Here is a 23,689-nt window from a genome sequence, read left to right on the forward strand (position 1 = left end):
GGGGTACTGGTGTCGGCGCGGGCCGACCTGGTTTACGTCCATCCCCGGGCCCTCCCGCCCGCGCGGCCCCTCCGCGGCCGCTACCCGCTTACGGCGTCGCCGGCACGACCTGCTGGCCGATGAAATTGCGCTTGCCATCGAAGTCGTAGCCGATCTGCAACTGGCCCACATCCGGGCAGGCGTGGCAGTCGCGCAGCGGCGTGCGGTACAGCAGGCGGATGCCACCGCCCTCCAGCGGCGCAGTACCTTCAGCCTGGGCCGGTGCGAATGGCGTTGCCTGCGGATGTGCCTTCAGTACCTCCTGCACCGCGGGGTCCGCACGCAGCGTGTCGTCCAGCTGCACCGCATCAACGTCGATGCGCTTGCCGCCGGCGTCGACCAGTCGAGTGCCTTCGTTGGTGTTGGCACGGAACGGATATTCGACCGTGGCCACGCCAAGACCATCGTGTTCATGCCAGGCGGTCACATACGCCAGTTCGCCACCGGTGGAAAGCTGCTCGGCCGCGGTGATCGCATCGGCATTGGCACCACCGGCCCGCATCGCATCACGCAGGCACTCGCGGGTGGCCGCGCTGTCGCCCTGGCGGCATGCATTGAGATCGCCATCCCAGACCACGTTCTCGCTCCAGCGCAGTTTTCCATCACTGGCCGCCTTGTCCACGTTGGCAGCGTCGTCCTTGCCGGGTGCGCTGCCGGGCTCGGGCGAACGGCCCTGGCAGGCAGTCAACAGGGCAAGGCCCAGGACAGGCAACAGCAGACGGGAACGGCGCATGGCGTGGACCTCGTGCAGTGGCTGAAGGCCCGAGTATCGTCAACGTGCGGTGAACTCCGTGTCGGCGCGGCATACTAGCGGCTCATTGCATACGCTGGAGTGTGGAACGTGGGCAGTCTGCAGGGCAAAACCCTTTTCATCAGCGGTGCCTCGCGCGGCATCGGCCTGGCCATCGCGCTGCGTGCCGCGCGTGATGGCGCCAACGTCGCCATCGCCGCCAAGTCGTCGGTGCCCAATCCCAAGCTGCCGGGCACCATCCACAGTGCGGCTGACGCGGTGACCGCAGCGGGCGGCCAGGGTCTGGCGCTGAAGTGCGACATCCGCGAGGAAGACCAGGTGCAGGCGGCCGTTGCCGCTACCGTGGACACCTTCGGCGGCATCGACATCCTGGTCAACAACGCCAGCGCGATCTGGCTGCGCGGAACGCTGGATACGCCGATGAAGCGCTTTGACCTGATGCAACAGGTCAATTCCCGCGGCAGCTTCCTGTGCGCGCAGGCCTGCCTGCCGTACCTGCTGCAGGCACCGAACCCGCACATCCTCACGCTGGCCCCGCCGCCCAGCCTGGAGCCGAAGTGGTGGGGCGCGCACACCGGCTACACGCTGGCCAAGATGGGAATGAGCTTTGTCACCCTGGGCCTGGCCGCCGAGTTCGGCCCGCAGGGCGTGGCCGTCAACGCGTTGTGGCCGCGCACGGTGATCGCCACCGATGCGATCAACATGATTCCCGGCGTGGACGCGGCAGGTTGCCGTACGCCGCAGATCATGGCCGACGCTGCGCATGCGGTGCTGGTACGCGAAGCGGCCGGATTCCACGGCCAGTTCCTGATCGACGATGAAGTGCTGGCGCAGGCCGGCATCACCGATCTTTCGGGCTATGCGGTGGATCCGTCGCGGCCGTTGCTGCCCGACCTGTTCCTGGATTGAGGCATGCGCATCCACGCCTGGCGTGGATCTACCCTGGGTAGCGCCGGGCCATGCCCGGCGGACGCTGTCAGGAATTGAACGAATCCGGCAGCTCGCCGCCGCACTTCCGGCAGTGGCGGGCGTCGGGCTCGTGGCCTTCCAGTCCGCAGTGCGGGCAGCCGCGGGCGTCGCGGCGCGCGGCCTGCTCGGCTTCGCGCATGCTGTTGGCCAGTTCAGCGGTATAGATGCCGGTGGGCACGGCGATGATGCTGTAGCCGATCAGGATCAGCACCGAGGTGACGAAGCGGCCGAGCACGGTCTGCGGCACGATGTCACCGAAGCCGACCGTGGCCATGGTCACCACCGCCCAGTACATGCTGGCCGGGATGTTGCTGAAACCATGTGCCGGGCCTTCGATGACGTACATCAGGGTGCCGGCGATGATGGTGATGGTGATGACCGTGAACAGGAACAGCAGCACCTTGCGCCGGCTCCGCCACAGCGACTGCATCAGGATGCCGCTTTCCTCGATGTAGCGGGTCAGCTTGAGGATGCGGAAAACGCGCAGGATGCGCAGCGCGCGCACCACCAGCAGGCTCTGCGCACCGGGAATGAACATCGACAGGTAGGCCGGCAGGATCGACAGCAGGTCGATGATTCCCCAGATGCTGACCGCGTAGCGCAGGGGCCGTTTCACCACCGCCAGCCGCAACAGGTACTCGGCGGTGAACAGCAGGGTGAAGCCCCATTCGACCACGTACAGCGCATCGGCCCATTCGGCATGCAGGTGCTGCACGCTGTCGATCATCACCACGAAGATGCTGGCGATGATCGCCACCACCAGGATCAGGTCGAAATTGCGCGAGGGCCGGGTGTCATGCCGGTAGATGATGTCGAACCAGGTGCGGCGCCAACCGGTCTCGGTGGCGGGGTTCAGCTGGGGGGCGGAGAACGGGATCATGGGCACATTGTGCCGCAGGGGTTCCGGCGCGAGAATGGACCTTTCCTGAATTTCGCCGACCAACGCCATGACCGCCGCCACCGATCCGCTGATTTCCCTGTCGCACTACTACCTGCCGGTGTACAAGCCCCGTCAGGTGGTGCTGGAGCGAGGCCAGGGTGCCCGCGTATGGGACAGCCAGGGCCGCGAGTTCATCGATCTGGCCGCCGGCATCGCAGTCTGCGGCCTGGGCCACAACGATCCGGACCTGGTGGCGGCGCTGGTCGAGCAGGCCGGCAAACTGTGGCATACCAGCAACGTGTTCTACAGCGCACCGCCGCTGCACCTGGCCGAAGAACTGGTGAAGTCCAGCCGCTTCGCCGAGCGCGTGTTCCTGTGCAACTCCGGCGCCGAAGCCAATGAAGTGGCGATCAAGATGGTGCGCAAGTGGGCGTCCAGCCAGGGCCGCCCGGCTGACAAACGCGTCATCATCACCTTCCGTGGCAGCTTCCACGGCCGCACCATGGGCGCGGTCACCGCGACGGCGCAGCCGAAGTACCAGGAAGGTTACGAGCCGCTTCCCGGCGGCTTCCGCTACATCGATTTCAACGATGAGGTGCAGCTGGAAACCGCAATGGCCGCGGGCGACGTGGCGGCGGTGATGCTGGAGCCGATCCAGGGCGAAGGCGGGGTGATGCCGGCCAAGTCCGGCTTCCTCAAGCGCGTGCGGGAACTGTGCGACCAGCACAATGCACTGCTGGTGCTGGACGAAATCCAGGCCGGCATGGGCCGCACCGGCACCCTGTTCGCGCACTGGCAGGACGATGTGGTGCCGGACATGGTGACCCTGGCCAAGGCACTGGGGGGCGGCTTCCCGATCGGCGCGATGCTGGCCGGCCCGAAGGTGGCCGAGACCATGCAGTTCGGCGCCCACGGCACCACCTTCGGTGGCAACCCGCTGGCTGCCGCCGTGGCCCGCGTGGCCCTGCGCAAGCTGGCCTCGGCGGAGATCGCCAGCAACGTCAGCCGCCAGTCGAAGGCGCTGCGCGATGGTTTTGCCCGCATCAATGAAGAGTTCGGCGTGTTCAGTGATGTGCGTGGCCGCGGCCTGATGCTGGGCGCGGTACTGAGCAAGGACTTCGCCGGCCAGGCCGGTGTGATCCTCGATCATGCCGCCGAACAGGGGCTGTTGACCCTGCAGGCCGGGCCGGACGTGCTGCGCTTCGTGCCGTCGTTGAACATCACCGACGAGGAAGTGGCCGAAGGCCTGAAGCGCCTGCGCGCGGCGATCGCCGCGTTCGTCGCCGCACGCTGATCCGGTGGCGCCGGGCCACACCCGGCGAGCGAGGCAGGACAGGGAGCGCCGGGCATGGCCCGGCGTTACCGCACCGCGTAGCGTTTCAGCACCTTGCCCAGCCCACGCCCATCGCGCACCGTTTCGGCGTGCAGGCCCGCGCCGCGTGCACCCCGCACGTTGGTGAACAGATCATCGACGAACAGCGTGCGGGCCGGAGCCACATCCAGCGCGTCCAGCGTGCGCAGGAAGACCTCCGGTGCTGGCTTGCGTGCTCCGAAATCGGCGCTGCAGAACACCCGGCCTTGCAACCGCGGGAACAGCGGCGGCAACAGCGAGGGCAGCGCCTGCACCATCAAGGGGCCGTTGTTGGTCAGCACCGCCATCGGCACCTGCAGCGCCTGCAGCCGCTGCAGCACCGCCGGCTGCGGGTGACTGGCGGCATGCCGTGCGGCGATCCAGGTCTCCAGCGCTACCGTCGTTCCAAGCTGTGCACCCAGACGTGCCAGATAGGTGGGGCCATCTACGGCGCCACTGTCGTGCGCGCTTTCCAGGCCGCTGTCGTACAGCGCGGCCTGCACGCGTTCGGCAGGCACAGACAGTGCCTGCGCCAGATGCAGCACACGCTGCGCGCGCTGGTACTGCACCAGCACGCCATCCACATCCAGCAGGAGCAGGTCGATCGGCATCGGGCGAGCATGCCATTGCCCAGCCTGTGCCGGAAACCCTGGACCTGCACTGCGACACACGGTCGCAGACGGGCAGGCAGGGGGCTGCCTAGAATGAGCATCGAACCTGCAGGAGACGCGATGATGAAGGCTTGGATGGTGGCAGTGGGACTCGGTGCGCTGATGCTGGCGCCGTCAGCGATGGCGCGCGTCTGTGCGGTGAGCATCGACAGCACCGACCAGATGAGCTTCAGCAGCCGCGAGATCAAGGTGGCCGCCGACTGCACGGACGTCGACCTGACCCTGCGCCACACCGGCAAGCTGGCGGCCACCGCGATGGGCCACAACTGGGTGCTGACCCGCACCGCCGACTATCAGCCGGTGGCGCTGGCCGGCATGCGCATGACCCCGGCCGACAGCTACCTGCCCAAGGCAGACAAGCGCGTGCTGGCCCACACCAAGGTGATTGGCGGTGGCGAAAGCACCCGCGTGCGTTTCTCGACCAAGGGCATGCAGAAAGGTGGCGACTACACCTTCTTCTGCTCGTTCCCGGGACATTTTGCGATGATGAAGGGCAAGTTCGTCTTCGGTTGAGTGCCCGGCAGCCACGCATGGCGTGGCGCCAGTTCCGAATCCGGGATGCAGTAGATCCACGCCATGCGTGGATGCGGTACATGGCGGTGCCAACCAGGGTTGGCACCTAGCAGCGCCGGCCTCAGCCCTTGGCGGCCTTGAACGCCATCCGGGATGCAGTAGATCCACGCCATGCGTGGATGCGGTACATGGCGGTGCCAACCAGGGTTGGCACCTAGCAGCGCCGGTCTCAGCCCTTGGCGGCCTTGAACGCCATCCGGGATGCAGTAGATCCACGCCATGCGTGGATGCGGTACATGGCGGTGCCAACCAGGGTTGGCACCTACCAGCGCCGGCCTCAGCCCTTGGCGGCCTTGAACGCCACGCGCGCGGCGGCCAGCGTGGCCTCGATCACCGCGTCGTCGTGCGCGCTGGACAGGAAGCCGGCTTCGTACGCCGACGGTGCCAGGAACACGCCCTGTTCCAGCATTGCGTGGAAGAAGCGGTTGAATGCCGGAATATCGCAGGCCGTCGCCTGTGCGTAGGTCTCCACCTTCTCGCTGGTGAAGAACAGGCCGAACATCGCACCAACCTGGGTGGTGGTCACCGCAACGCCGGCCTCGGCGGCGGCGGCTTCCAGCCCCGCGCACAGGCGCGCCGCACGCGCGCTCAGCTCGTCGTGGAAACCCGGCTGCTGGATCAGTTCCAGCATCGCCAGGCCAGCGGCCATCGCCACCGGATTGCCGCTCAGGGTGCCGGCCTGGTAGATCGGGCCGGCCGGTGCGATCTGCTGCATCAGTTCGCGGCGGCCGCCATAGGCGCCCACCGGCATGCCGCCGCCGATGATCTTGCCGAAGGTGGTCAGGTCCGGGGTGATGCCGTAGTGCGCCTGCGCACCGCCGAGGGCGACGCGGAAGCCGGTCATCACTTCGTCGAAGATCAGCAGCGTGCCGTACCGGGTGCACAGCTCACGCAGGTGCTGCAGGTAACCCGCGCGCGGCGGGATGCAGTTGGCGTTGCCCACCACCGGCTCGATGATCAGGCCGGCAATCTCACTGCCCTGTTCTTCGAACAATGCGGTGGCCGCTTCGAAATCGTTGTAGGGCAGGGTCAGGGTCAGCTCGCTCAGGCCGGCCGGCACGCCCGGCGAGGTCGGCACGCCCAGGGTCAGCATGCCGCTGCCGGCTTTCACCAGGAACGAGTCACCGTGGCCGTGGTAGCAGCCTTCGAACTTGACGATGCGGTTGCGGCCGGTGGCACCGCGCGCCAATCGGATCGCCGACAGCGTCGCTTCAGTGCCGGAGTTGACCATGCGCACCATCTCGCACGACGGCACCAGGCGGGTGATGGTCTCGGCCATGGTCACTTCGGCCGCGCACGGCGCGCCGAAGGACAGGCCATTGTCGATCGCCTTCTTCACCGCCTGGCGCACCGCGGTGTGGTTGTGGCCGACGATCATCGGGCCCCAGGAACCGACGTAGTCGATGTAGCGGTTGCCATCGACGTCATACAGGTAGGCGCCGTCGGCGCGCTCGACGAAGAAAGGCTCGCCACCCACCGACTTGAACGCGCGCACCGGCGAATTGACACCGCCGGGCAGCAGTTCCTGGGCGCGGGAGAACAGGGCGTGGGACTGGTCGTGGTTCATGGGATTCCTGGAGAACTACCGGGGCTTACCGGAAATGGGCGAGGTAGGCGCGCTGCGTGGCGACCGGGTCCGGCGCGGCATAGATGCCGCTGACCACGGCCACCAGGTCGGCGCCGGCCTCGATGAGGGGACCGACATTGTCCGGGGTCAGCCCGCCGATCGCCACCCGCGGCACGCCCAGTGCGGCGCTTTGCCGCAGCAGGTCGGCATGGGCGCGGCTGTTGGTGATCTTGGTGGTGGTAGGGAAAAAGGCGCCGAAGGCCACGTAGCTGGCGCCGGCAGCCACGGCCTGCCCGGCGTTGGCCAGCTGGTCGTAGCAGGAGGCGCCGATGATGGCGTCGGCACCCAGCAGCGCACGCGCGCTGGGAATATCGCCGTCGGTGCCACCCAGATGTACGCCGGCGGCGCCGACTGCCTTGGCCAGCGCCGGGTCGTCGTTGACGATCAGCGGCACGCCATGTTCGGCGCACAGCGCCTGTAGGGCTGCAGCCTGTTCCCGCTGCAACGCGCCGTTGGCGGTCTTGTTGCGGTACTGCAGCCAGGTGGCACCGGCGGCCAGCAGCGGCGCGGTCCGGGCCAGCAGGCGCGCGGTATCGGGCTCGTCCGGGGTGATCAGGTAGACGCCGCGGGGCGTGGGGAAAGCAGAGGTCATCGATGGCTACCGGTGAGTGGACCGCAATGGGACAATGGCGGCCCGTGAATCCAGCCGTGATTATCCGATGAGCGATGCCTCCCCCACCACCTTGCGTACCTGGATGTGCGTGGTCTGCGGGTTCCTGTACCGCGAAGCGGACGGCCTGCCGGAAGAGGGCATTGCCCCGGGAACGCGCTGGGAAGACATTCCCGAGACCTGGACCTGCCCGGATTGCGGGGTGACCAAGGACGATTTCGAGATGGTCGAGATCGACTGAGGAGGGTGGGTGCGGACCGTTGGTCCGCATACCGAGAACCTCAATGCAGCCGCGGCGCCGGTCCGCCCAGGTCGATCAGCTTCTCGCGCAGCCACTGTGCGTCGCTGGCATCGGCATTGCGCTTCAGATAGAGCCCCAGATCGTGGCGGGCGCCGGCCAGGTAGTCCAGCTGCAGGTAGGCCAGGCCACGGTCGCGCAGTGCGTCGTCCTGCTCCGGGGCGAGCTTGAGCAGGCGGTCGGCGCTGCGTGCGGCGCGGTCCCACTCGTTGGCCTCGGCATAGACCCCATGCAGGTTGCGCAGCATGCGGATCAGGATTGCCCGGGTCGGTGCCGGGTCCAGGATCTGTGCCAGCACCTGGTCATCAGGCGCCTGCCCACCGAGATGTGACTTGGCGCGTTCGCGCAGCTCGTCCACATCCAGCGGGCGGCCGCCATTGAACGGGTCCATGACCAGTACGCCGTCGTCCACCGGCAGCCGCACCAGGAAATGGCCGGGGAAGGACACCCCGTCCAGCGGGATGCCCAGCCGCCGCGCCACCTCCATCTGCACCAGCGCCAGCGAGATCGGATTGCCGAGGCGGCGTTCGAACACCTGGTTGAGGTAGCTGTTGCGCGGGTCGTAGTACTCCTGATGGTCGCCGCTGTAGCCCAGTTCGTCGAACAGGTGGCGATTGATCGCCGCCATCTTCAAGGGGCTGTTCTCGATGCTGTCCACTTCCGAACGCAGGTGATCGACATGGCTCTGCACCAGGGCGTCGTACACACCGGGCTGGAGGTCAGGGTATTCATCGCGTGCGATCAGCAGCGCGGTCGACAGCAGTGGCAGCGCCTCGTCATCGACGTCGGCCAGTGCATCCCAGTCGGGGAGTGAGATCCGGTCCTGCATGTCCACAGACTGGCGGCAATCGTGGGCGGTTTCAAGCGGTGCCGCGTGAAAAGGACATCGCCCTGAAAAAACGGGGTCAGGCCCTTTCGTGCGCGAAAGGGATCCGACCCCGACAGGCTTGCCGGCCAGCGGCCGGCACTACCGCGGGGGCGTGCTCATCCACGCATGGGGTGGAGCTACTCGATGCCGGGGCCGAAGGTCAGCGGCGTGCCGTCCTTCAGCTTCAACTTCTCGGCCTGGCCCGCGTTGAGCTCCAGCACGTAACGCGCCGGGCCGCCGCTGGGGTAGGGCGGGCACATGTCGCCGGCCGAGCACGGCGGCACGTCGCGCTGCTGGCTGACCAGCCTGCGCTGGCTGTCGAAGTACAGGATATCCAGCGCGATCTTGGTGTTCTTCATCCAGTACGCCTGCATTTCCTCGCGGTCGTGGACGAACAACATGCCGCGGTCCTCGGCCATCTGGTCGCGGAACATCAGCCCGCGCGCACGGGTTTCATCATTGGTGGCCAGCTCGACCTGGTAGCGGGCGCCATCCAGTTCCACCCAGTGACGGGCGGTATCGGTGGCGCAGCCGGCCAGGGCCAGCAACGGGAGCATCAACAGCGAGCGCAGCAGAGACATGGTCGGCTTCCTTGGCAGGGGTCAGAGCACGATCGGCGGTTCGCCACCGACGATCACCACGTCGGCGCGGCGCCGCGCGAACAGGCCGACGCAGACCACGCCCGGCAGCTGGTTGAGCTCGCGCTCGAGCTTTTCCGGATCGGTGATCTGCAGGTTGTGGATGTCCAGGATCTGGTTGCCGTTGTCGGTCACCACGCCCTCGCGCCAGGTCGGCTGGCCGCCGGTCATGTCGCGGATCTGGCGGGCAACCAGGCTGCGTGCCATCGGGATCACTTCCACCGGCAGCGGGAACCTGCCCAGCACCGGTACCTGCTTGCTCGGGTCGACGATGCAGACGAAGCGCTCGCTGGCCTCGGCGATGATCTTCTCGCGGGTAAGCGCAGCGCCGCCGCCCTTGATCAGGCACTTGTTGCCGTCGCATTCATCGGCGCCGTCCACATACAGCGACAGGGTGCCGGTATGGTTCAGCTCGATCACTTCGATGCCGTGCTGCTTCAGGCGCGCGGTGCTCTGCTCGGAGCTGGAGACCGCACCCTTGATGCGGTGCTGGATGCGGGCCAGCGCATCGATGAAATAGGCAACGGTGGAACCGGTGCCGACACCGACGATCATGCCGTCTTCGACGTACTCGATGGCTTTCTCGGCGGCCAGGCGCTTGGCTTCGGACATGGGAAAATTCTCAGGCAGGGATTCAGGATTTCTTTTCCAGCGACAGCAGCAGCTTCCACTGCGCGGCCGTCACCGGGAACACCGACAGGCGGTTGCCCTTGGCAACCAGCGGGAAGCCTTCGCCGAGCTCGTCGGCGTGCAGCTTGATCTCGTCCAGCGCGATCACCTGCTTCAGCTTGCGCTCGAAGGCCACGTCCACCAGCATCCAGCGCGGATTTTCGCGCGTGCTCTTGGGGTCGTGGTAATCGGACTTCGGGTCGAACTGGGTGTCATCCGGGTACGCGGCGCTGGCCACGGTGGCCACGCCTACGATGCCAGGCACCTTGGTGTTGGAGTGATAGAACAGGATGCCGTCGCCGAGCTGCATGCCGTCGCGCATGAAGTTGCGCGCCTGGTAATTGCGCACCCCATTCCAGGGTTCGACCTTGACCTTGGCCAGGTCATCGATGGAAAAGGCATCCGGTTCGGATTTCATCAGCCAGTAGCGCTTGCGGGCGGTCATGCGTTCACGGGGGCAGCGGAAGGGAGCAGGGTGCCGGCTTCAGTGCAGATCGCGTCCACCGGCACGTCCCAGGACGCCACCGGCAAGGACTCGACCTGCTGCACCGAGAACGCAGCGCCGACCAGCCAGGGTGGCGCCGGCCGATCATGGCGGAAGGCGAAGCTGCGATCATACCAGCCGCCCCCCATGCCAAGCCTCCGGCAGTGCGCGTCGAAGCCCACCAGCGGGGTCACCACCAGTGCCATCTGCGCCGGTTCCAGTGTGTCCTGCAGGGCCACGTCCGGTTCGGGAATGCCGAAACGATTGCCGGTCAACGCTTGCCCGGGGCGCCAGGGCGCGAAGCGCAGCGTATCGCCGGCCAGTACCGGCAGGCAGTAGGTCAATGCGTCGGGCAGCTGCAGCTGCCACCGGTGCAGGGCGATCTCGCCATCCAGCGCCCAGTAGCCGGCCACGGCACCTTCGCGCGGGGCGAACGGCAGCGCCAGCAGGGCGTCGGCCAACGCCTCGGCAGCGGCGATGCGGGTAGCAGCAGGGAGGTCGCGGCGGCGTTGCCGCAGGTCGTGGCGCAGGGCCTGGCGCGGGTCGGTCATGGCAGCGTGCGGCAAAAGTCAGCCGTCATTGTGCCGGAAAGAACAAGGGCGACGCCCGAAGACGCCGCCCTTGCTGGAATATTGCATTCTCCGCAATGTCGATGCATGCGAAACGACCTTGAACCCGGGGGCTCAAGTGGGAACGTTGGAGAACCATCGGGCTTCCCGCTACAAGGCGGACCTGCACTCCCGGCGCTGTCGCGCTCCCGGTGTCGTTCTTAAGGGACAAGGCGAATGTTTGCACATGCCGTCGAGTACCGCAGAGAACGCGTCGCCATTATAGCCAGGCTGCAGGATCTGGATAGGCCGTTCGTCGGCAACAGTGCGTGCCAATTCAGCTATGGGAAGAAGCAATATGCACGATGCTCAGGTGCTGCTGTCGATCGCGCGGTCCAGGCGCCGGTTCAGGTCGGCCAGACTCTGCTGCAGGGCGATGGCCTGGCGGGCGTTCTCGTCGCGCAGCTGCTGCAGTTCGTGCGCCAGGTTCAGGGCCGCCAGTACCGCGATCCGGTCGACTGCAGCCATGCGGTTGCTGCCGCGGATCTCGCGCATGCGCGCATCCAGCAGCCTTGCGGCGGCCATCAGGCTGTCGCGTTCATCGCCGCCGACGCCGACCGTGTATTCACGGTCGAGGATGCGGACACTGACCGGTTCGGCGCTCATGTGTGCTGCTCCAGGGATTTGAGCCGGCTGATCATCGCTTCCACCCGCGAGCGCGCCTGCTCGTTCTTGGCCAGCAGCGTGGAGCGCTCGGCCACCAGCTGTTCCTGCTGGTGGCGCAGGCTGCGGTTCTCCTCGGCCAGGCGCTGGTTGCGTTCGAGCAACGCCTCCACACGGGCAGCGAAGGCCTGTAGCTGGGCAAGGGGATCGGCAGGTTCCATAGCCGCACGATAGGCAAGCGGGGTCAGGGCGGTCAAGCGCCCTCGCAGCAAGGCCCGGCGGCGGCTGAGGGGAGGCTGGCAGATTGCTACACTACCGGGCTCACGGGCGCGCGCATGCGCGTCCAGCAGTTTCCCTTCCGAACGAGCCGCACGATGACCGAACTTCCCTCCGTCGACGACGTTTCCCGCGCCAGCCAGGAACTGGGCCTGGGCGCCACTGCCGCCGAGCTGCATGGCGGCCTGTGCGGTTGGCTGGCCGCTGGCGGTGCCCCTGGCAACGACTGGCCGGCGCGCGTGCTGGCCGATGACAATCTGGCGATGGTCGCGCCCGACAGTGCATTGGCAGAGTTGCTGCAGGCGACCATCAAGCAGCTGGAAGACCGCGACTTCGCCTTCGAACTGCTGCTGACCGACAGCGCCGACGTGGCCGCACAGGCCGATGCCATGTTCAGCTGGACCCGCGCCTTCCTCGGCGGCTTCGGCCTGGGCAGTGGCGGTAACCGTCCGGCCCTGTCCGAAGAGGGCGAGGAAGCACTGAACGACCTGGCCAGCCTGGCCCGTGCCTCCAGTGAGGATTTCGAGGCCGGCGGCGATGACGACGACGAAGCCCTGTCGGAGATCGAAGAGTTCATCCGCGTGGCGGTGCTGCTGCTGCATGGCGACGTGGTACTGGCCGCACGCCATCGGCAGCGCTTGAACTGATGGATATCAAGCAGCGCACCGGCATTGCCGCCGGCGAGTACAAGCGTCGTCGCCGGCAGTTGATGGACATGGCTGGCGAGGACGCGATCCTGGTCCTGCCGGCCGCGTCGGAAAAGGTGCGCAGCCTCGATACCCATTATCCCTTCCGGCAGGATTCGGACTTCCAGTACCTGAGCGGCTTCCCGGAACCGGAGGCGGTGCTGGTGCTGATCCCCGGCCGCCGTCACGGCGAGGCGATCCTGTTCTGCCGCGAGCGCGACGCCGATCGCGAAGCATGGGATGGCGGACGTGCCGGCCAGGAAGGCGCGGTGGCGCAGTACGGGATGGACGATGCGTACCCGATCGATGATCTGGACGACATCCTGCCGGGCCTGCTGGAAGGGCGTTCGCGGGTGTACTACCACTTCGGCCGCGATGCCGATTTCGACCTGAAGCTGATCGGCTGGGTCAACCGCGTGCGGTCGCAGGTGCGGCACGGTGCGCAACCGCCGCACGAGTTCCTGGAACTGGGCCACCTGCTGCATGAGCAGCGGTTGTTCAAATCCGGCGCTGAAGTGGCACTGATGCAGCGCGCGGCCGAAATCAGCGTGCAGGCGCATCGCGCGGCCATGCATGCGGCCAGGGCCGGTATCCACGAGTACGAGCTGCAGGCCGAGCTGGAACGCGTGTTCCGCGCCAACGATGCGGTGCCGGCGTACTGCAGTATCGTCGGCGCCGGCCGCAACGGCTGCATCCTGCACTACCGCGACAACAACGCGCGCTCGCGTGATGGCGAACTGGTACTGATCGACGCGGGCGCGGAATACCGCAACTACGCCAGCGACATCACCCGCACGTTCCCGGTGAACGGACGCTTCAGTGCCGAACAACGCGCGCTGCATGACCTGGTGGGGGCGGCGCAGGCCGCAGCGCTGGCCCAGGCCAAGCCCGGGGTGCCGTACGAGGCCGGGCATCTGGCTGCGGTACAGACGTTGACCGAGGGCCTGCTGCGGCTGGGCCTGCTGAAGGGCACGCTGGAAAAGAATCTGTCGGAAGGGCTGTACCAGCGCTTCTACCGGCACAAGACCGGTCACTGGATCGGCCTGGATGTGCACGATGTGGGTGACTACCGTCTGGCTGGCGATTCACGCCTGCTGGAGCCGGGCATGGCCTTCACCATCGAGCCGGGCCTGTACATCGGCGTGGACGATACGACGGTGGAGCCGCGCTGGCGCGGCATCGGCATCCGCACCGAGGATGACGTGCTGATCACCGAAGCGGGTCATCGCGTGCTGACCGAGGGGTTGGCGCGCAGCGCCGACGAGATCGAAGCGTTGATGGCGGAGTGAGGGGTATCGGCAGGGCTTGCAGCCCTGCACCCGCAGAGACAACTGCTGGAGCAACAGCAACAGCAACAGCGGGCTATCCGTGGGATGGCGGGGCACTGTGGGTTTGCGGGGACGCCGCAAGTACGTCCTTGTAGGCTTGGTCGCCGCATCCATGCGGCTTACACCCCGCAAACCCACAGTGCCCCGCCTTCGACAGGTTCACGCGGCTGTTGGTGGGTGCCGACCGTTGGTCGGCACATCTGTCAGATATCGAATGAATCATCCACGCATGGCGTGGATCTACTGGCAACTGCGGTTGTTGGGACGCGCGGCTGTCGGTAGGTGTCGACCTTGGTCGACACAGAGCAAGCGCAGCGAGCGACCCGCTTTTGTTTTTCTTTTTTCTTTCCGTGGTTGGACGCGCGCAGAAAACTGTCAGAGGCCGGGCGGGGGGGGTTTGCAGGACCGTTGGCGCCATGGATGGCGCCATCGAGCCCCCATGGACGGGTTTACGGCGTGTCCTGCAAACCCACCCCGCCCGGCCAGACACGGCTTCTGCTTCAGATGCATCCAACCACGAGGGGCTCAGCCGTTGGCCGCCGCAAACACCGGGCGCGTCAGGTTGTCCGCTTCCCCGTCGGTGCACAGCACTTCGTCTTCGATGCGGATGCCACCGTACGGGCGGAAGAAGTCCACGCGGTCCCAGTTGATGGCAGCGCCATGGCCGGCAGCCTTCACTTCATTCAACAGCATGTCGATGAAGTACAGGCCCGGCTCGATCGTCACCACCATGCCCGGCTCCAGCACGCGGGTCAGGCGCAGGTACGGATGGCCGGCCGGACGTTCGACGCGGCCGCCTTCATCGCTGGCGGCGAAACCGGCCACGTCGTGTACCTGCAGGCCGATCAGATGGCCGATGCCGTGCGGGAAGAATGCGGCGCTGACGCCGGTTTCCAGCGCGGTCTGTGCCGACACGTTGATCACGCCGAAGTCCTTCAGCACGCCCATCAGCGACAGGTGCGCATCCACGTGCAGCTGCTTGTAGTCAAAGCCCGGGCGCACCGCAGCGCACATCTGCTGCTGCGCGGCGTCGACCGCCTCGATCATCGCTGCGAACTCGTCGTGGCCCTTGGCTGCGTAGGTGCGCGTGATGTCGCTGGCGTAGCCATGCGCGCTGGCACCGGCGTCGATCAGGAAGCTGCGCAGGGGCTGCGGTGCCTGGCGGCCCAGTTCGGTGTAATGCAGCACGGCCGCATGTTCGTTCAACGCCACGATGTTGCCGTACGGCAGCTCGGTTGCGTCCTGGCCCACCGCCTGGCAGTACGCCATGTGGATGCTGAACTCATCGGCGCCGTTGCGGAATGCAGCTTCGGCCGCGCGATGACCGCGCACGCCCAGTACCTGCGCCTGCCGCATCAGTGCGACCTCGTACGGCGTCTTGTAGGCGCGGTGCCATTCCAGGTAGTTCACCACCGGCGCCGGGTTGTTCGGCACGTAGGCGCCCAGCGCACTCTGCGGTTCGCCGAGGATCGCGCAGCGCGCCGGGGCGGCCGGCAGCAGTGCCAGCGCTTCGTCCGGGGTGCGGATGATGTGGATGTCGAAGTGCTCCACCCACCAGCCGCTGGGCGCATCGGGCACCACGTGCCAGTAGTCGAACGGCTGGTGGAAAATCACGGTCGGGCGCTTGCCCGGGGTGAACACGATCCAGCTGTTGGGCACGCGGGTCAGCGGCAGCCAGGCCTTGAACTGCGGGTTCACCGCATAGGGATAGTCGCGGTCGTCGAACACCTGGTAGTGCAGGGTGCCACTGGGCACCACCAGATGGTCGAAGCCGCCGCGCGCCAGCGCCTGTTCGGCGCGTCGGCACAGCACGGCCAGGTGGTCGGGATACAGGGCGCCGGGGTCTTGCTGGATCATTGCGGTGGCTCGACACGGAAAACGGCCCTAGATTCTGCCGCATACGGGACAAAACCGCTGTGCCGGAACCGGCACTCAGTCCGTCGAAACCGGTGCCTCGTCGTTGTCCTCGCCGATCCATTGGCGCAGCAGTTGCCGATGCTCGCGTGACAGTGTCAGAAAACGGAAACCGGCCCAGCTCTGGCCGGGCGCATGTGCCGGCTCGCTCCACAGCAGGTGCACGCCGACGTCGATCGGCTCGCTGCGGCCATCGCCCAGCGGCAGCGGGAAGCGCAACTGATACAGCGCGTCGTCGCGCAGGGCCGTGCTGGCCAGCATCAGCATGCCGGTCTCGGATACGTTGCCAAGGCGGCCGACCACGCAGTCGCGCATCTGGTCGGTGACCGGCACCAGGTCGGACACCTGGCGGCGCGGTGCGCGGCGGGTATCCAACGGTGGGGGTGTACTCATGCGTCGGGCTCCTGCGGCCGATGTCCGGCGAGGGCGCGCAGTGCGCCCAGGCTCGCCTGCCAGGCGCGATCGACCAGGCGCCCCTTGTCTTCGGTGACAAGTTGCGCGCGGCCTGCGCTCATCTGCCGGGCCAGGGCATCCAGCGTGGTTTCATTGATCTTCTGCCCGCGCGCGTTGACGAACAGCACATGCCCGGTCAGCGGGCTGTACCAGGACAGGCGTTGGCGGCGAAGCCTGTCCTCACCCTCATCGATGTCGAACCAGCTGCCGAACGGCAGTGCGCACAGCTGCTGGTAGCTGGCTTGCTCAGCATCGCTGCGCGGCGTGGAATCCTCCGCACGGGCCTGGGCACCGGCATGTCCGCCCAGGCGGGCATGTGCCTTCAGCCGCGCACTGAGTTCGGTGCGGGAGGTGCTTTCGTCTTCGCCACCCGGGGTGGACAGGCGGCGCGCCACGGCAGCGGCTTCTTCGGCGTGGTAGCCCACCTGCAGCAAGGCCGATTCGACATCGGCGGCAAGCGGGGCGTCGGTGATGCTGTCCTCGCTGGCGGCCTCGGCGGTGATGGCTGCGATGCGCTCGGTCTGCTGCAGGCGCTCCTGCCATTGCGGTGAATCCTCACCATGGCGCAGTCGGGTCAGGGTCAGGGCATCTGCCCATGCCTGCCGCAGCAGCGTCTGTACGAAGCGCGGAGGCTCGGCTGTGTCGCAGCAGTGGTCGATCTGTGCGTTGGCCTGGCGCCTTGCCAGTTCCAGCCGCTCCTTGCCGCGTGCGGCCTCCACGTGGCGGCGCTCGGCCAGTTCGGCGCGATGTGCGGCGGCGCGCTGATGCTGCTGGATCTCTTCGTTGGCAGCGGTAAAGGCCTCGGGCGAACGCGCATCCTGGCCCAGCAGGCCCTGCACGCTCTGCGCCAGCCGCTGCATCAACTGCGGGTCCACATCCTCGTCGCCGAGCCAGCTGGCGCCCGCTTCCGCCACATGGTTGAGCAGTTCACGCGCCGGATGTTCGTCGCGCACGAAGAAGCCGGGGTCGGCCATCGCCGCGCGCGCCAGCGGCACCTGCAGGCGTGCGAGCAGGGCGGCCGGGACAGGGTCCGGGCGTTGCCGCTGCTGTACCTGCTGCAGCAGCAGGCGCAGCAGATCAAGGTTGTCGCGGTCATGGCTGCCAAGACCGGCCTGCGCGCCATGTTCGCTGCGCAGTTGGGCAGTCAACGCAGCCTGCAGGTCGGTCATGGCACTGGCGCCGCTGGCCTGGCCCTGCAGGCGTGCCAGTACCGCATCCACCGCCGCACTGGGCAGGGCCACCGGCTCGGCGGCAGGCGCTGACGCCTGCCGCGCCTGTTGCAGCATTTCGTGCAGCACGCTGGCGGCGGGGACGGTGCGCCCGGCCGCTTCGCCGGGTGCCGCCGCGTCGGCAAGCGCATCCTGCATCAGCGAGGCCCACGCGCCGGTTGCCGGGCTGCTCCAGCCGGTCATCGGCGTGGGCAGGCGCGGGGAGGGACGTCCGCTGCGGCCACTGCCCACCGATTGGGTGACGATCCGCCGCGTGCTCGACGAACGTGCCAGGTAGGGGGTGTAGACCAGGCCCGGCAGGATGCCGTGCTGGGCCAGCAGCGCATTGGCACGGTCGAGCACATCGCCCAGCCGTTCCAGCACCTGCCGTTCGAAACTCCGGAACAAAGCCATCTGCACTTCGGCGCCGAGGGCATCCTGTTCGGCCACCTTGCGCACCATCGCGCACAGGGCCTGCGGGGCCAGCGGCAGGGTGTCGGTCTCGAAGGCGGGCGCGCCGGCCACAACGCCCAGGCGCTGGCCGAGCAGGTTCAAGGCATTGGCCGAGCGCAGCGTCTCCCGGCGCACCATCTCGGTGAGCAGCAGGTCGCGGTCCACCTCGTGTTCGGCAACCAGGGTCAGGCCCAGCATGCCGGGCAGCGGTGGTGGCGAGGCAGCGAGCGCCGCCGCCGTGACCGGCTCGCACAGCCGCGCCAGCGCGTCGGCGAGGGCGTCGAGCACGCGATCGCAGAAATGGTTGGAGAACGCGTGCAGCTGGCCACGCTGCGCCAGCAGGTCGGCCTGCTGCTGCGGGTTCCGGGCGTGGTCGGCGTCGTGCAGCAGGGTCTGCTCCAGCGCCTCCACGGTCAGGACCAGCGGTGCCGTCAGCGTGTAACGGCACAGGCCGATCAGTGCAGCCAGCAGCTCGCGAACGCGTGGCGGCAGATCGGCTGCGGCCAGGCGGGCAGTGTCGGCGCTGGAAAGGGAAAAGACTGCAGACATCGGCGAGGGGGTCCGGATTCCCGCGGATCGATCTTGGAATCTACCGTGTCGGCCGGTGAAGGCGCTACTTTAGCGCGATGTCTGCTGGCCGCTGCGCTCGCCGGGCCATGTCCGGCGTGCCCCTACAGGAACAGGCTCACCACATCGTTGGTGAAGCGCCGGCCCAGTTCGGTGGGTTGCACGTGGTCAGCGGCAATCACCAGCCAACCGCGCTGCACGGCTTCCGCCAGCGGTGCGTCCAGCACACTGCGCGGCAGCCCGGTGCGCGATTCGAAGTCGCGCAGGCCAAAGCCCTCATGCAGGCGCAGCAGGTTCAGCATGTACTCGAACGGCAGCCGGTCGGCGGCGATCACTTCATCGCCCCCGAACGAGGCGGGCGTGCCGGCGGTATCCATGAACGTCTGCGGGTGCTTGTGCTTCCAGCGCCGCAGCACGTGTTCCTCGGCACCTGAGCTGATCTTGCCATGTGCGCCGGCGCCGATACCCAGGTAATCGCCGAAGCGCCAGTAGTTCAGGTTGTGCGCGCTCTGGCGGCCGGGGCGGGCGTAGGCGCTGACCTCGTACTGGCCATAGCCGGCCTGCGCAAGCAGCGCCTGGCAGTGCTCCTGCATGTCCCACGCATTGTCTTCATCGGGAATGCCCTGCGGCGGCCGCGCGAAGAACACGGTATTCGGCTCCAGCGTCAGCTGGTAGTGCGAGATGTGGGTCGGCTGCAGCGCGAAGGCGCGTTCCAGGTCGGCTTCGGCGCCGGCCAGGGTCTGCTCCGGCAGCGCATACATCAGGTCGATGTTGAAGTTGTCATAGCCGGCGTCCTGCGCCATCTTCACCGCGCGCTCGGCTTCGCCACTGTCGTGGATGCGACCCAGGCGCTTGAGCATCGCGTCGTCGAAACTCTGGATGCCGAAGCTGAGGCGGTTCACACCGGCCGCGCGATAGCGGTCGAAGCGGCCATGTTCGGCGGTACCCGGGTTGGTTTCCAGGGTAATCTCGGCGTTGGGCGCCAAGCGCAGGCGTGCGCTGGCCTGCTGCAGGAAGCGGTCGATGGCTTCGGGCGGGAACAGGCTGGGCGTGCCGCCGCCGAAGAACACGCTGCTGACCACCCGGCCCCAGACCAGCGGTAGGTCCTGGTCCAGATCGCGCACCAGCGCGTCGATGTAGGCATCGAAGGGCAGCTCGCCCTTGGCCTGGTGCGAGTTGAAATCGCAGTACGGGCATTTGCGCACGCACCACGGCAGGTGCACGTACAGCGCCAGCGGCGGTGGCACCAGGCGCACCTCGCTGGCATGGGCATGGTCGCCCGAACAGGCTTCGCCGGGCAGGTGGTTGCAGTGGTCGTGGGCGTGCGGCATGGCGTTCATCGGTAGTGCCGGCCGTTGGCCGGCTTCCCTGGGAAAATCAGGAGGGCGTCAGAGCCAGCTGGCCAGCCGCTGCTTGAGCTGCTGCAGGGCGAGGGCGCGGTGGCTGATGGCGTTCTTCAGTGCAGGCTCCATTTCCGCAGCGGTCAGGCCGTGGGTGGTATCCAGGAACACCGGGTTGTAGCCGAAACCGTTGCTGCCGCGCAGCTCGCGGATGATCTGTCCTTCCCAACGGCCTTCGCAGATCAGCGGCTGCGGGTCGGTGGCGTGGCGCAGCAGCACGATCACCGCATAGAAGCGGGCACTGCGCTGGCCATCGGGTACGTCGGCCATCGCCTCCAGCAACTTGGCGTTGTTGGCCGCGGCATTGCTCGGGTGGCCGGCATAGCGCGCGCTGTACAGGCCCGGTGCGCCGCCCAGGACATCGACAATCAGGCCCGAATCATCCGCCAGTGCCGGCAGGCCGGTCGCCTCGCAGGCCGCGCGCGCCTTCAGCAGCGCGTTTTCGACGAAGGTCAGCCCGGTCTCTTCCACATCACCCAGACCCAGTTCGGCAGCGGAGGTGATCTGCAGCGGCAGATCGGCGAGGATCTCCTGCATTTCCACCAGCTTGCCAGCGTTGTGGCTGGCCAGTACCAGCTTCTTCATGCGCGCGGCTCCAGCAGGTCCCAGGTGTTGCCGTACAGGTCGCGGAACACCGCAACCGTTGCATAGGCTTCTTCGCGCGGTTCTTCCAGGAATTCCACGCCGGCGGCCAGCATCGCGGCATGGTCGCGGCGGAAATCGTCGGTGTTGAGGAAGAAGCCGACGCGGCCGCCGGTCTGGTTGCCGATGCGGCCGCGCTGCTCGTCGTTGCTGGCACGTGCCAGCAGCAGGGCGGCGGCACTGCCGTCGGTCGGGCCGACCACCACCCAGCGCTTGCTGCCCTGGTCGATGTCATCCAGCAGCTGGAAGCCGAGCTTGCCCGTGTACCAGGCGATGGCTTCGTCGTAGTCGGCCACCACCAGGGTGGTCAGGGCAATGCGCCGGTTCATGCCGACAGCGCCGCCTGCTGCGCGGCCAGCAGCTCGCCCACGCCCTTCTCGGCCAGGCCCAGCAGCGCGTCCAGCTCATCGCGGCGGAAGGCATGGCCTTCAGCGGTACCCTGCAGCTCGATGAAGCCGCCGCCGTCGTTCATCACCACGTTCATGTCGGTGTCGCAGTCGCTGTCCTCGGCGTAGTCCAGGTCCAGCACCGGGGTGCCGCGGTACACGCCGACCGACACCGCCGCCACCGCGCCCAGGATCGGGTTGCGCTTGAGGTCGCCGCGCTTCATCAGCACGTTCACCGCGTCCACCAGGGCCACATAGGCGCCGGTGATCGCGGCGGTACGGGTGCCGCCGTCGGCCTGCAGCACGTCGCAGTCCAGGGTGATGGTGCGTTCGCCCAGTGCATTGCGGTCGACACAGGCACGCAGGCTGCGGCCGATCAGGCGCTGGATCTCCAGCGTGCGGCCACCCTGCTTGCCACGCGCCGCTTCACGGTCGCTGCGGGTGTGGGTGGCGCGCGGCAGCATGCCGTACTCGGCGGTGACCCAGCCTTCGCCCTTGCCACGCAGGAAGCCCGGCACGCGGTTCTCGATGCTGGCCGTGCACAGCACGCGCGTTTCACCGAAGCAGACCAGCACCGAACCTTCGGCGTGGCGGGTGAAACCGCGCTGGATGACAACCGGGCGCAGCTGATCGGGCTGGCGGCCACTGGGGCGGAAATCGGACATGGGGCAGGTTCCGTAAGGCAAGGGGAGTACGCCGCCATCCCCGCGGCCTTGACGGGGCGGGGAACGGGGCTCAAATGAGACCGCTAGGGTACCATTCCCCCTTTGCAAGCACCGGATACATCCATGATTCGAAGCATGACGGCCTATGCCGGCGGCGAGCGCTCCACGACCTGGGGCACGCTGGGCTGCGAGCTGCGCTCGGTCAACCACCGCTTCCTGGAAGTGGGCACCCGCCTGCCCGAGGAACTGCGCGCACTGGAACCGCAGCTGCGCGAGCGGATTTCCGCACGCCTGAGCCGCGGCAAGCTGGATCTGGTGGTGCGCCTGCGCGCGCCGGAAAGCGCCGCCAGCCTGCAGGTCAACGAGGTGCTGCTGGGCCAGCTGGGCCAGCTGGCACATCGCATGACCTCCGATTTCCCCAACCTGCAGGTCAGCTTCACCGACCTGCTGCAACTGCCGGGCGTGACCCAGGGCGAGGTTGCCGATGCCACGGCCCTGCAGGCCGAGGCGCTGGCCTTGCTGGAGCAGGTGCTGGACGGCTTCGTTGCGGCCCGTGAGCGTGAAGGCGACAAGCTGTCGACCGCCATTGCCGAGCGCGTGGACGCCATCGAGCGTATTGCCGGTGAAGTGCGCACGCTGATCCCGGCCATTCGCGACGGTCAGCGCGCCAAGCTGGCGGCACGCCTGGCCGACCTGCCGCACCCGGTCGACCCGGGCCGTGCCGAGCAGGAACTGGTGCTGTGGCTGCAGAAGCTGGATGTCGACGAGGAACTGGATCGCCTGTCCAGCCACATCGTCGAGATCCGCCGCGTGCTGAAGCAGCGTGAGCCGGTCGGTCGCCGGCTGGACTTCCTGCTGCAGGAGTTCAATCGCGAGGCCAATACCCTGGGCTCGAAGTCGGTGGACAGCCGTACGTCCAATGCCGCGGTCGAACTGAAGGTGCTGATCGACCAGATCCGCGAACAGGTGCAGAACATCGAATGAGCATTCCTTCCTCTCCGGCAGGCAAGCCCGCGCGCGGCACCCTGTACATCGTGGCCGCGCCGTCCGGCGCCGGCAAAAGCAGCATCGTCAACGCCACCCTGGCGCGCGACCCGCAGATTGCGCTGTCGATCTCGTTCACCTCGCGTGCGACCCGTCCGGGTGAGGTCAACGGCGAGCACTACCATTTCGTCAGCGCCGATGAGTTCGAGCGGATGATCGCCGCTGGCGACTTCTTCGAGCATGCCTGGGTGCACGGCGACTGGAAGGGCACTGCCCGGCAGTCGGTCGAGCCGCAGCTGGCGGCCGGCCAGGACGTGCTGCTGGAGATCGACTGGCAGGGCGCGCAGCAGGTGCGCCAGCTGGTGCCCGGGACGGTGACGGTGTTCATCCTGCCGCCATCGAAGCAGGCCCTGCAGGACCGCATGCGCAAGCGTGGCCAGGACAGCGAGGCGGTGATCGCCCAGCGCCTGGGCGCGGCCCGCGAGGAAATGCTGCACTTCAACGACTTCGATTACGTCATCGTCAACGAAGTGTTCGAGACCGCGGTGGACGAGCTGTGTGCCATTTTCACCGCCAGCCGCCTGCGCCGCGAGTCGCAGAAGGTCCGTCATGCCGGCCTGATCCAGGCGTTGTTGACCCCGGATGCAGGCTCAACTGATTGATTCATAAAGAGTCCGGTAGGGGTTGGCTTGATTTTGTCCAGCCCCTGCCAGTACACTCCGTCCCCTTTCCCTCATTCGACTGAGCGGCCGAACGGTCGCCGGGAGCCCGTATGGCCCGCATTACCGTAGAAGATTGCCTGGAAGTCGTTAACAACCGTTTCGAACTGGTGATGATGGCATCCAAGCGTGCCCGCCAGCTCGCCAACGGCGTGCAGGCCACGCTGGACAACAGCGAGACCGAGGACAAGCCGACCGTGCTGGCACTGCGCGAGATCGCTGCCCGCAAGATCGACAACGCGCTGATCGACGAAGTCGAGAAGGCCGAGCGTGAGCGTGCCGAGCGCGAAGCGCTGGAGTGGGCTGCCGCCGAAGTGGTTGCCGACGAAGACATGTCCAAGAACGACGATTGATCGCAACGATCACCGT

General features: G+C 67.3%; 28 protein-coding genes and 1 other RNA gene. 9 read left to right on the plus strand and 20 right to left on the minus strand.

The genetic code is table 11. From position 1 onward, the window contains the following. Positions 1 to 88: 88 nt before the first annotated feature. Positions 89 to 772, minus strand: coding sequence for a hypothetical protein (locus tag ACVOLJ_RS09685; RefSeq protein WP_475280235.1), 684 nt, complete (start codon positions 770 to 772; stop codon positions 89 to 91). 108 nt (positions 773 to 880) lie between these two features. On the opposite strand from ACVOLJ_RS09685, the gene ACVOLJ_RS09690 reads away from it, so the two are divergent. Continuing rightward, positions 881 to 1,699, plus strand: a complete 819-nt coding sequence (locus tag ACVOLJ_RS09690) for an SDR family oxidoreductase (RefSeq protein WP_475280234.1) — start codon at positions 881 to 883, stop codon at positions 1,697 to 1,699. Between the two features lie 67 nt (positions 1,700 to 1,766). Here the strand turns inward: ACVOLJ_RS09690 and ACVOLJ_RS09695 are convergent, their stop codons facing one another. Next, entirely contained in the window at positions 1,767 to 2,639 is an 873-nt protein-coding gene (locus tag ACVOLJ_RS09695) for an ion transporter (RefSeq protein WP_475280233.1), read from the minus strand. A 67-nt stretch (positions 2,640 to 2,706) separates the two neighbouring features. On the opposite strand from ACVOLJ_RS09695, the gene ACVOLJ_RS09700 reads away from it, so the two are divergent. Beyond that, positions 2,707 to 3,933, plus strand: a complete 1,227-nt coding sequence (locus tag ACVOLJ_RS09700; RefSeq protein ID WP_475280232.1) for an acetylornithine transaminase — start codon at positions 2,707 to 2,709, stop codon at positions 3,931 to 3,933. Positions 3,934 to 3,998: 65 nt separating this feature from the next. Here the strand turns inward: ACVOLJ_RS09700 and ACVOLJ_RS09705 are convergent, their stop codons facing one another. Then, positions 3,999 to 4,601, minus strand: a complete 603-nt coding sequence (locus ACVOLJ_RS09705) for an HAD-IA family hydrolase (RefSeq protein WP_481564040.1) — start codon at positions 4,599 to 4,601, stop codon at positions 3,999 to 4,001. Positions 4,602 to 4,724: 123 nt separating this feature from the next. On the opposite strand from ACVOLJ_RS09705, the gene azu reads away from it, so the two are divergent. Then, positions 4,725 to 5,174, plus strand: a complete 450-nt coding sequence (gene azu / locus ACVOLJ_RS09710) for an azurin (RefSeq protein WP_475280230.1) — start codon at positions 4,725 to 4,727, stop codon at positions 5,172 to 5,174. A 337-nt stretch (positions 5,175 to 5,511) separates the two neighbouring features. Here azu and hemL read toward each other — a convergent pair whose 3' ends face one another. Together hemL and thiE are read right to left on the minus strand one after the other, a co-directional pair. Next, entirely contained in the window at positions 5,512 to 6,801 is a 1,290-nt protein-coding gene (gene hemL / locus ACVOLJ_RS09715; protein ID WP_475280229.1) for a glutamate-1-semialdehyde 2,1-aminomutase, read from the minus strand. A gap of 25 nt (positions 6,802 to 6,826) precedes the next feature. Further along, on the minus strand, positions 6,827 to 7,453 hold the full coding sequence (gene thiE, locus ACVOLJ_RS09720) for a thiamine phosphate synthase (protein WP_475280228.1): 627 nt from the start codon (positions 7,451 to 7,453) through the stop codon (positions 6,827 to 6,829). Positions 7,454 to 7,487: 34 nt separating this feature from the next. Between thiE and ACVOLJ_RS09725 the strand changes: the two genes are divergently transcribed. Next, positions 7,488 to 7,712 carry a rubredoxin gene (locus tag ACVOLJ_RS09725; RefSeq protein WP_475280227.1) on the plus strand — a complete coding sequence of 75 codons (225 nt, stop codon included), beginning with the start codon at positions 7,488 to 7,490 and terminating at the stop codon, positions 7,710 to 7,712. Positions 7,713 to 7,752: 40 nt separating this feature from the next. Here the strand turns inward: ACVOLJ_RS09725 and ACVOLJ_RS09730 are convergent, their stop codons facing one another. The 8 genes from ACVOLJ_RS09730 to ACVOLJ_RS09765 form a co-directional block, all read right to left on the minus strand. Then, a complete protein-coding gene (locus ACVOLJ_RS09730; protein WP_475280226.1) occupies positions 7,753 to 8,598 on the minus strand; it encodes a SirB1 family protein in 846 nt (281 codons plus the stop codon). Positions 8,599 to 8,774: 176 nt separating this feature from the next. Then, a complete protein-coding gene (locus tag ACVOLJ_RS09735; RefSeq protein ID WP_475280225.1) occupies positions 8,775 to 9,218 on the minus strand; it encodes a DUF192 domain-containing protein in 444 nt (147 codons plus the stop codon). Positions 9,219 to 9,239: 21 nt separating this feature from the next. After that, complete coding sequence (gene rpiA, locus ACVOLJ_RS09740; RefSeq protein ID WP_089236679.1) at positions 9,240 to 9,887, minus strand: ribose-5-phosphate isomerase RpiA; 648 nt, start codon at positions 9,885 to 9,887, stop codon at positions 9,240 to 9,242. A 22-nt stretch (positions 9,888 to 9,909) separates the two neighbouring features. Then, positions 9,910 to 10,389 (minus strand): EVE domain-containing protein, encoded by a 480-nt coding sequence (locus tag ACVOLJ_RS09745; RefSeq protein WP_475280224.1) that lies wholly within the window; start codon positions 10,387 to 10,389, stop codon positions 9,910 to 9,912. After that, on the minus strand, positions 10,386 to 10,979 hold the full coding sequence (locus ACVOLJ_RS09750; RefSeq protein WP_481564041.1) for a 5-formyltetrahydrofolate cyclo-ligase: 594 nt from the start codon (positions 10,977 to 10,979) through the stop codon (positions 10,386 to 10,388). Before ACVOLJ_RS09750 ends, ACVOLJ_RS09745 begins: the two co-directional genes overlap by 4 nt. A gap of 83 nt (positions 10,980 to 11,062) precedes the next feature. Then, a non-coding RNA gene (ssrS, locus tag ACVOLJ_RS09755) (6S RNA) lies at positions 11,063 to 11,248 on the minus strand. A gap of 97 nt (positions 11,249 to 11,345) precedes the next feature. Then, entirely contained in the window at positions 11,346 to 11,642 is a 297-nt protein-coding gene (locus ACVOLJ_RS09760; protein WP_475280222.1) for a cell division protein ZapA, read from the minus strand. Further along, positions 11,639 to 11,860: a TIGR02449 family protein gene (locus tag ACVOLJ_RS09765; RefSeq protein ID WP_079223080.1), complete on the minus strand. Its 222-nt coding sequence runs from the start codon at positions 11,858 to 11,860 to the stop codon at positions 11,639 to 11,641. The genes ACVOLJ_RS09760 and ACVOLJ_RS09765 overlap by 4 nt, the downstream gene beginning before the upstream one ends. Before the next feature lie 153 nt (positions 11,861 to 12,013). Between ACVOLJ_RS09765 and ACVOLJ_RS09770 the strand changes: the two genes are divergently transcribed. Together ACVOLJ_RS09770 and ACVOLJ_RS09775 are read left to right on the plus strand one after the other, a co-directional pair. After that, complete coding sequence (locus ACVOLJ_RS09770) at positions 12,014 to 12,562, plus strand: UPF0149 family protein (RefSeq protein ID WP_475280221.1); 549 nt, start codon at positions 12,014 to 12,016, stop codon at positions 12,560 to 12,562. A 5-nt stretch (positions 12,563 to 12,567) separates the two neighbouring features. After that, positions 12,568 to 13,890: an aminopeptidase P N-terminal domain-containing protein gene (locus ACVOLJ_RS09775; protein WP_475280249.1), complete on the plus strand. Its 1,323-nt coding sequence runs from the start codon at positions 12,568 to 12,570 to the stop codon at positions 13,888 to 13,890. Between the two features lie 564 nt (positions 13,891 to 14,454). Here the strand turns inward: ACVOLJ_RS09775 and pepQ are convergent. The 7 genes from pepQ to rph all read right to left on the minus strand — a co-directional run bounded on the left by pepQ (position 14,455) and on the right by rph (position 21,617). Then, a complete protein-coding gene (gene pepQ / locus ACVOLJ_RS09780) occupies positions 14,455 to 15,786 on the minus strand; it encodes a Xaa-Pro dipeptidase (protein WP_475280220.1) in 1,332 nt (443 codons plus the stop codon). Positions 15,787 to 15,861: 75 nt separating this feature from the next. Then, positions 15,862 to 16,236 carry a PilZ domain-containing protein gene (locus ACVOLJ_RS09785; RefSeq protein ID WP_481564042.1) on the minus strand — a complete coding sequence of 125 codons (375 nt, stop codon included), beginning with the start codon at positions 16,234 to 16,236 and terminating at the stop codon, positions 15,862 to 15,864. Next, positions 16,233 to 18,506 carry a DUF1631 family protein gene (locus ACVOLJ_RS09790; protein WP_481564043.1) on the minus strand — a complete coding sequence of 758 codons (2,274 nt, stop codon included), beginning with the start codon at positions 18,504 to 18,506 and terminating at the stop codon, positions 16,233 to 16,235. The genes ACVOLJ_RS09785 and ACVOLJ_RS09790 overlap by 4 nt, the downstream gene beginning before the upstream one ends. 122 nt (positions 18,507 to 18,628) lie before the next feature. Continuing rightward, positions 18,629 to 19,855: a radical SAM family heme chaperone HemW gene (gene hemW / locus ACVOLJ_RS09795; protein ID WP_481564063.1), complete on the minus strand. Its 1,227-nt coding sequence runs from the start codon at positions 19,853 to 19,855 to the stop codon at positions 18,629 to 18,631. 57 nt (positions 19,856 to 19,912) lie between these two features. Further along, complete coding sequence (gene rdgB / locus ACVOLJ_RS09800) at positions 19,913 to 20,509, minus strand: RdgB/HAM1 family non-canonical purine NTP pyrophosphatase (RefSeq protein WP_475280217.1); 597 nt, start codon at positions 20,507 to 20,509, stop codon at positions 19,913 to 19,915. Then, positions 20,506 to 20,895: a VOC family protein gene (locus tag ACVOLJ_RS09805; RefSeq protein WP_475280216.1), complete on the minus strand. Its 390-nt coding sequence runs from the start codon at positions 20,893 to 20,895 to the stop codon at positions 20,506 to 20,508. Before ACVOLJ_RS09805 ends, rdgB begins: the two co-directional genes overlap by 4 nt. Beyond that, positions 20,892 to 21,617, minus strand: a complete 726-nt coding sequence (rph, locus tag ACVOLJ_RS09810) for a ribonuclease PH (RefSeq protein WP_475280215.1) — start codon at positions 21,615 to 21,617, stop codon at positions 20,892 to 20,894. The genes ACVOLJ_RS09805 and rph overlap by 4 nt, the downstream gene beginning before the upstream one ends. A 123-nt stretch (positions 21,618 to 21,740) precedes the next feature. Here rph and ACVOLJ_RS09815 point away from each other — a divergent pair, with 123 nt between their 5' ends. The 3 genes from ACVOLJ_RS09815 (at position 21,741) to rpoZ (ending at position 23,673) form a co-directional block, all read left to right on the plus strand. Continuing rightward, on the plus strand, positions 21,741 to 22,601 hold the full coding sequence (locus tag ACVOLJ_RS09815; protein WP_481564044.1) for a YicC/YloC family endoribonuclease: 861 nt from the start codon (positions 21,741 to 21,743) through the stop codon (positions 22,599 to 22,601). After that, entirely contained in the window at positions 22,598 to 23,263 is a 666-nt protein-coding gene (gene gmk / locus ACVOLJ_RS09820) for a guanylate kinase (protein WP_475280213.1), read from the plus strand. The genes ACVOLJ_RS09815 and gmk overlap by 4 nt, the downstream gene beginning before the upstream one ends. A gap of 110 nt (positions 23,264 to 23,373) precedes the next feature. Further along, complete coding sequence (gene rpoZ, locus ACVOLJ_RS09825; RefSeq protein ID WP_005410877.1) at positions 23,374 to 23,673, plus strand: DNA-directed RNA polymerase subunit omega; 300 nt, start codon at positions 23,374 to 23,376, stop codon at positions 23,671 to 23,673. Positions 23,674 to 23,689 lie beyond the last annotated feature (16 nt).

Source organism: Stenotrophomonas sp. STEN046 (genome assembly GCF_056759755.1).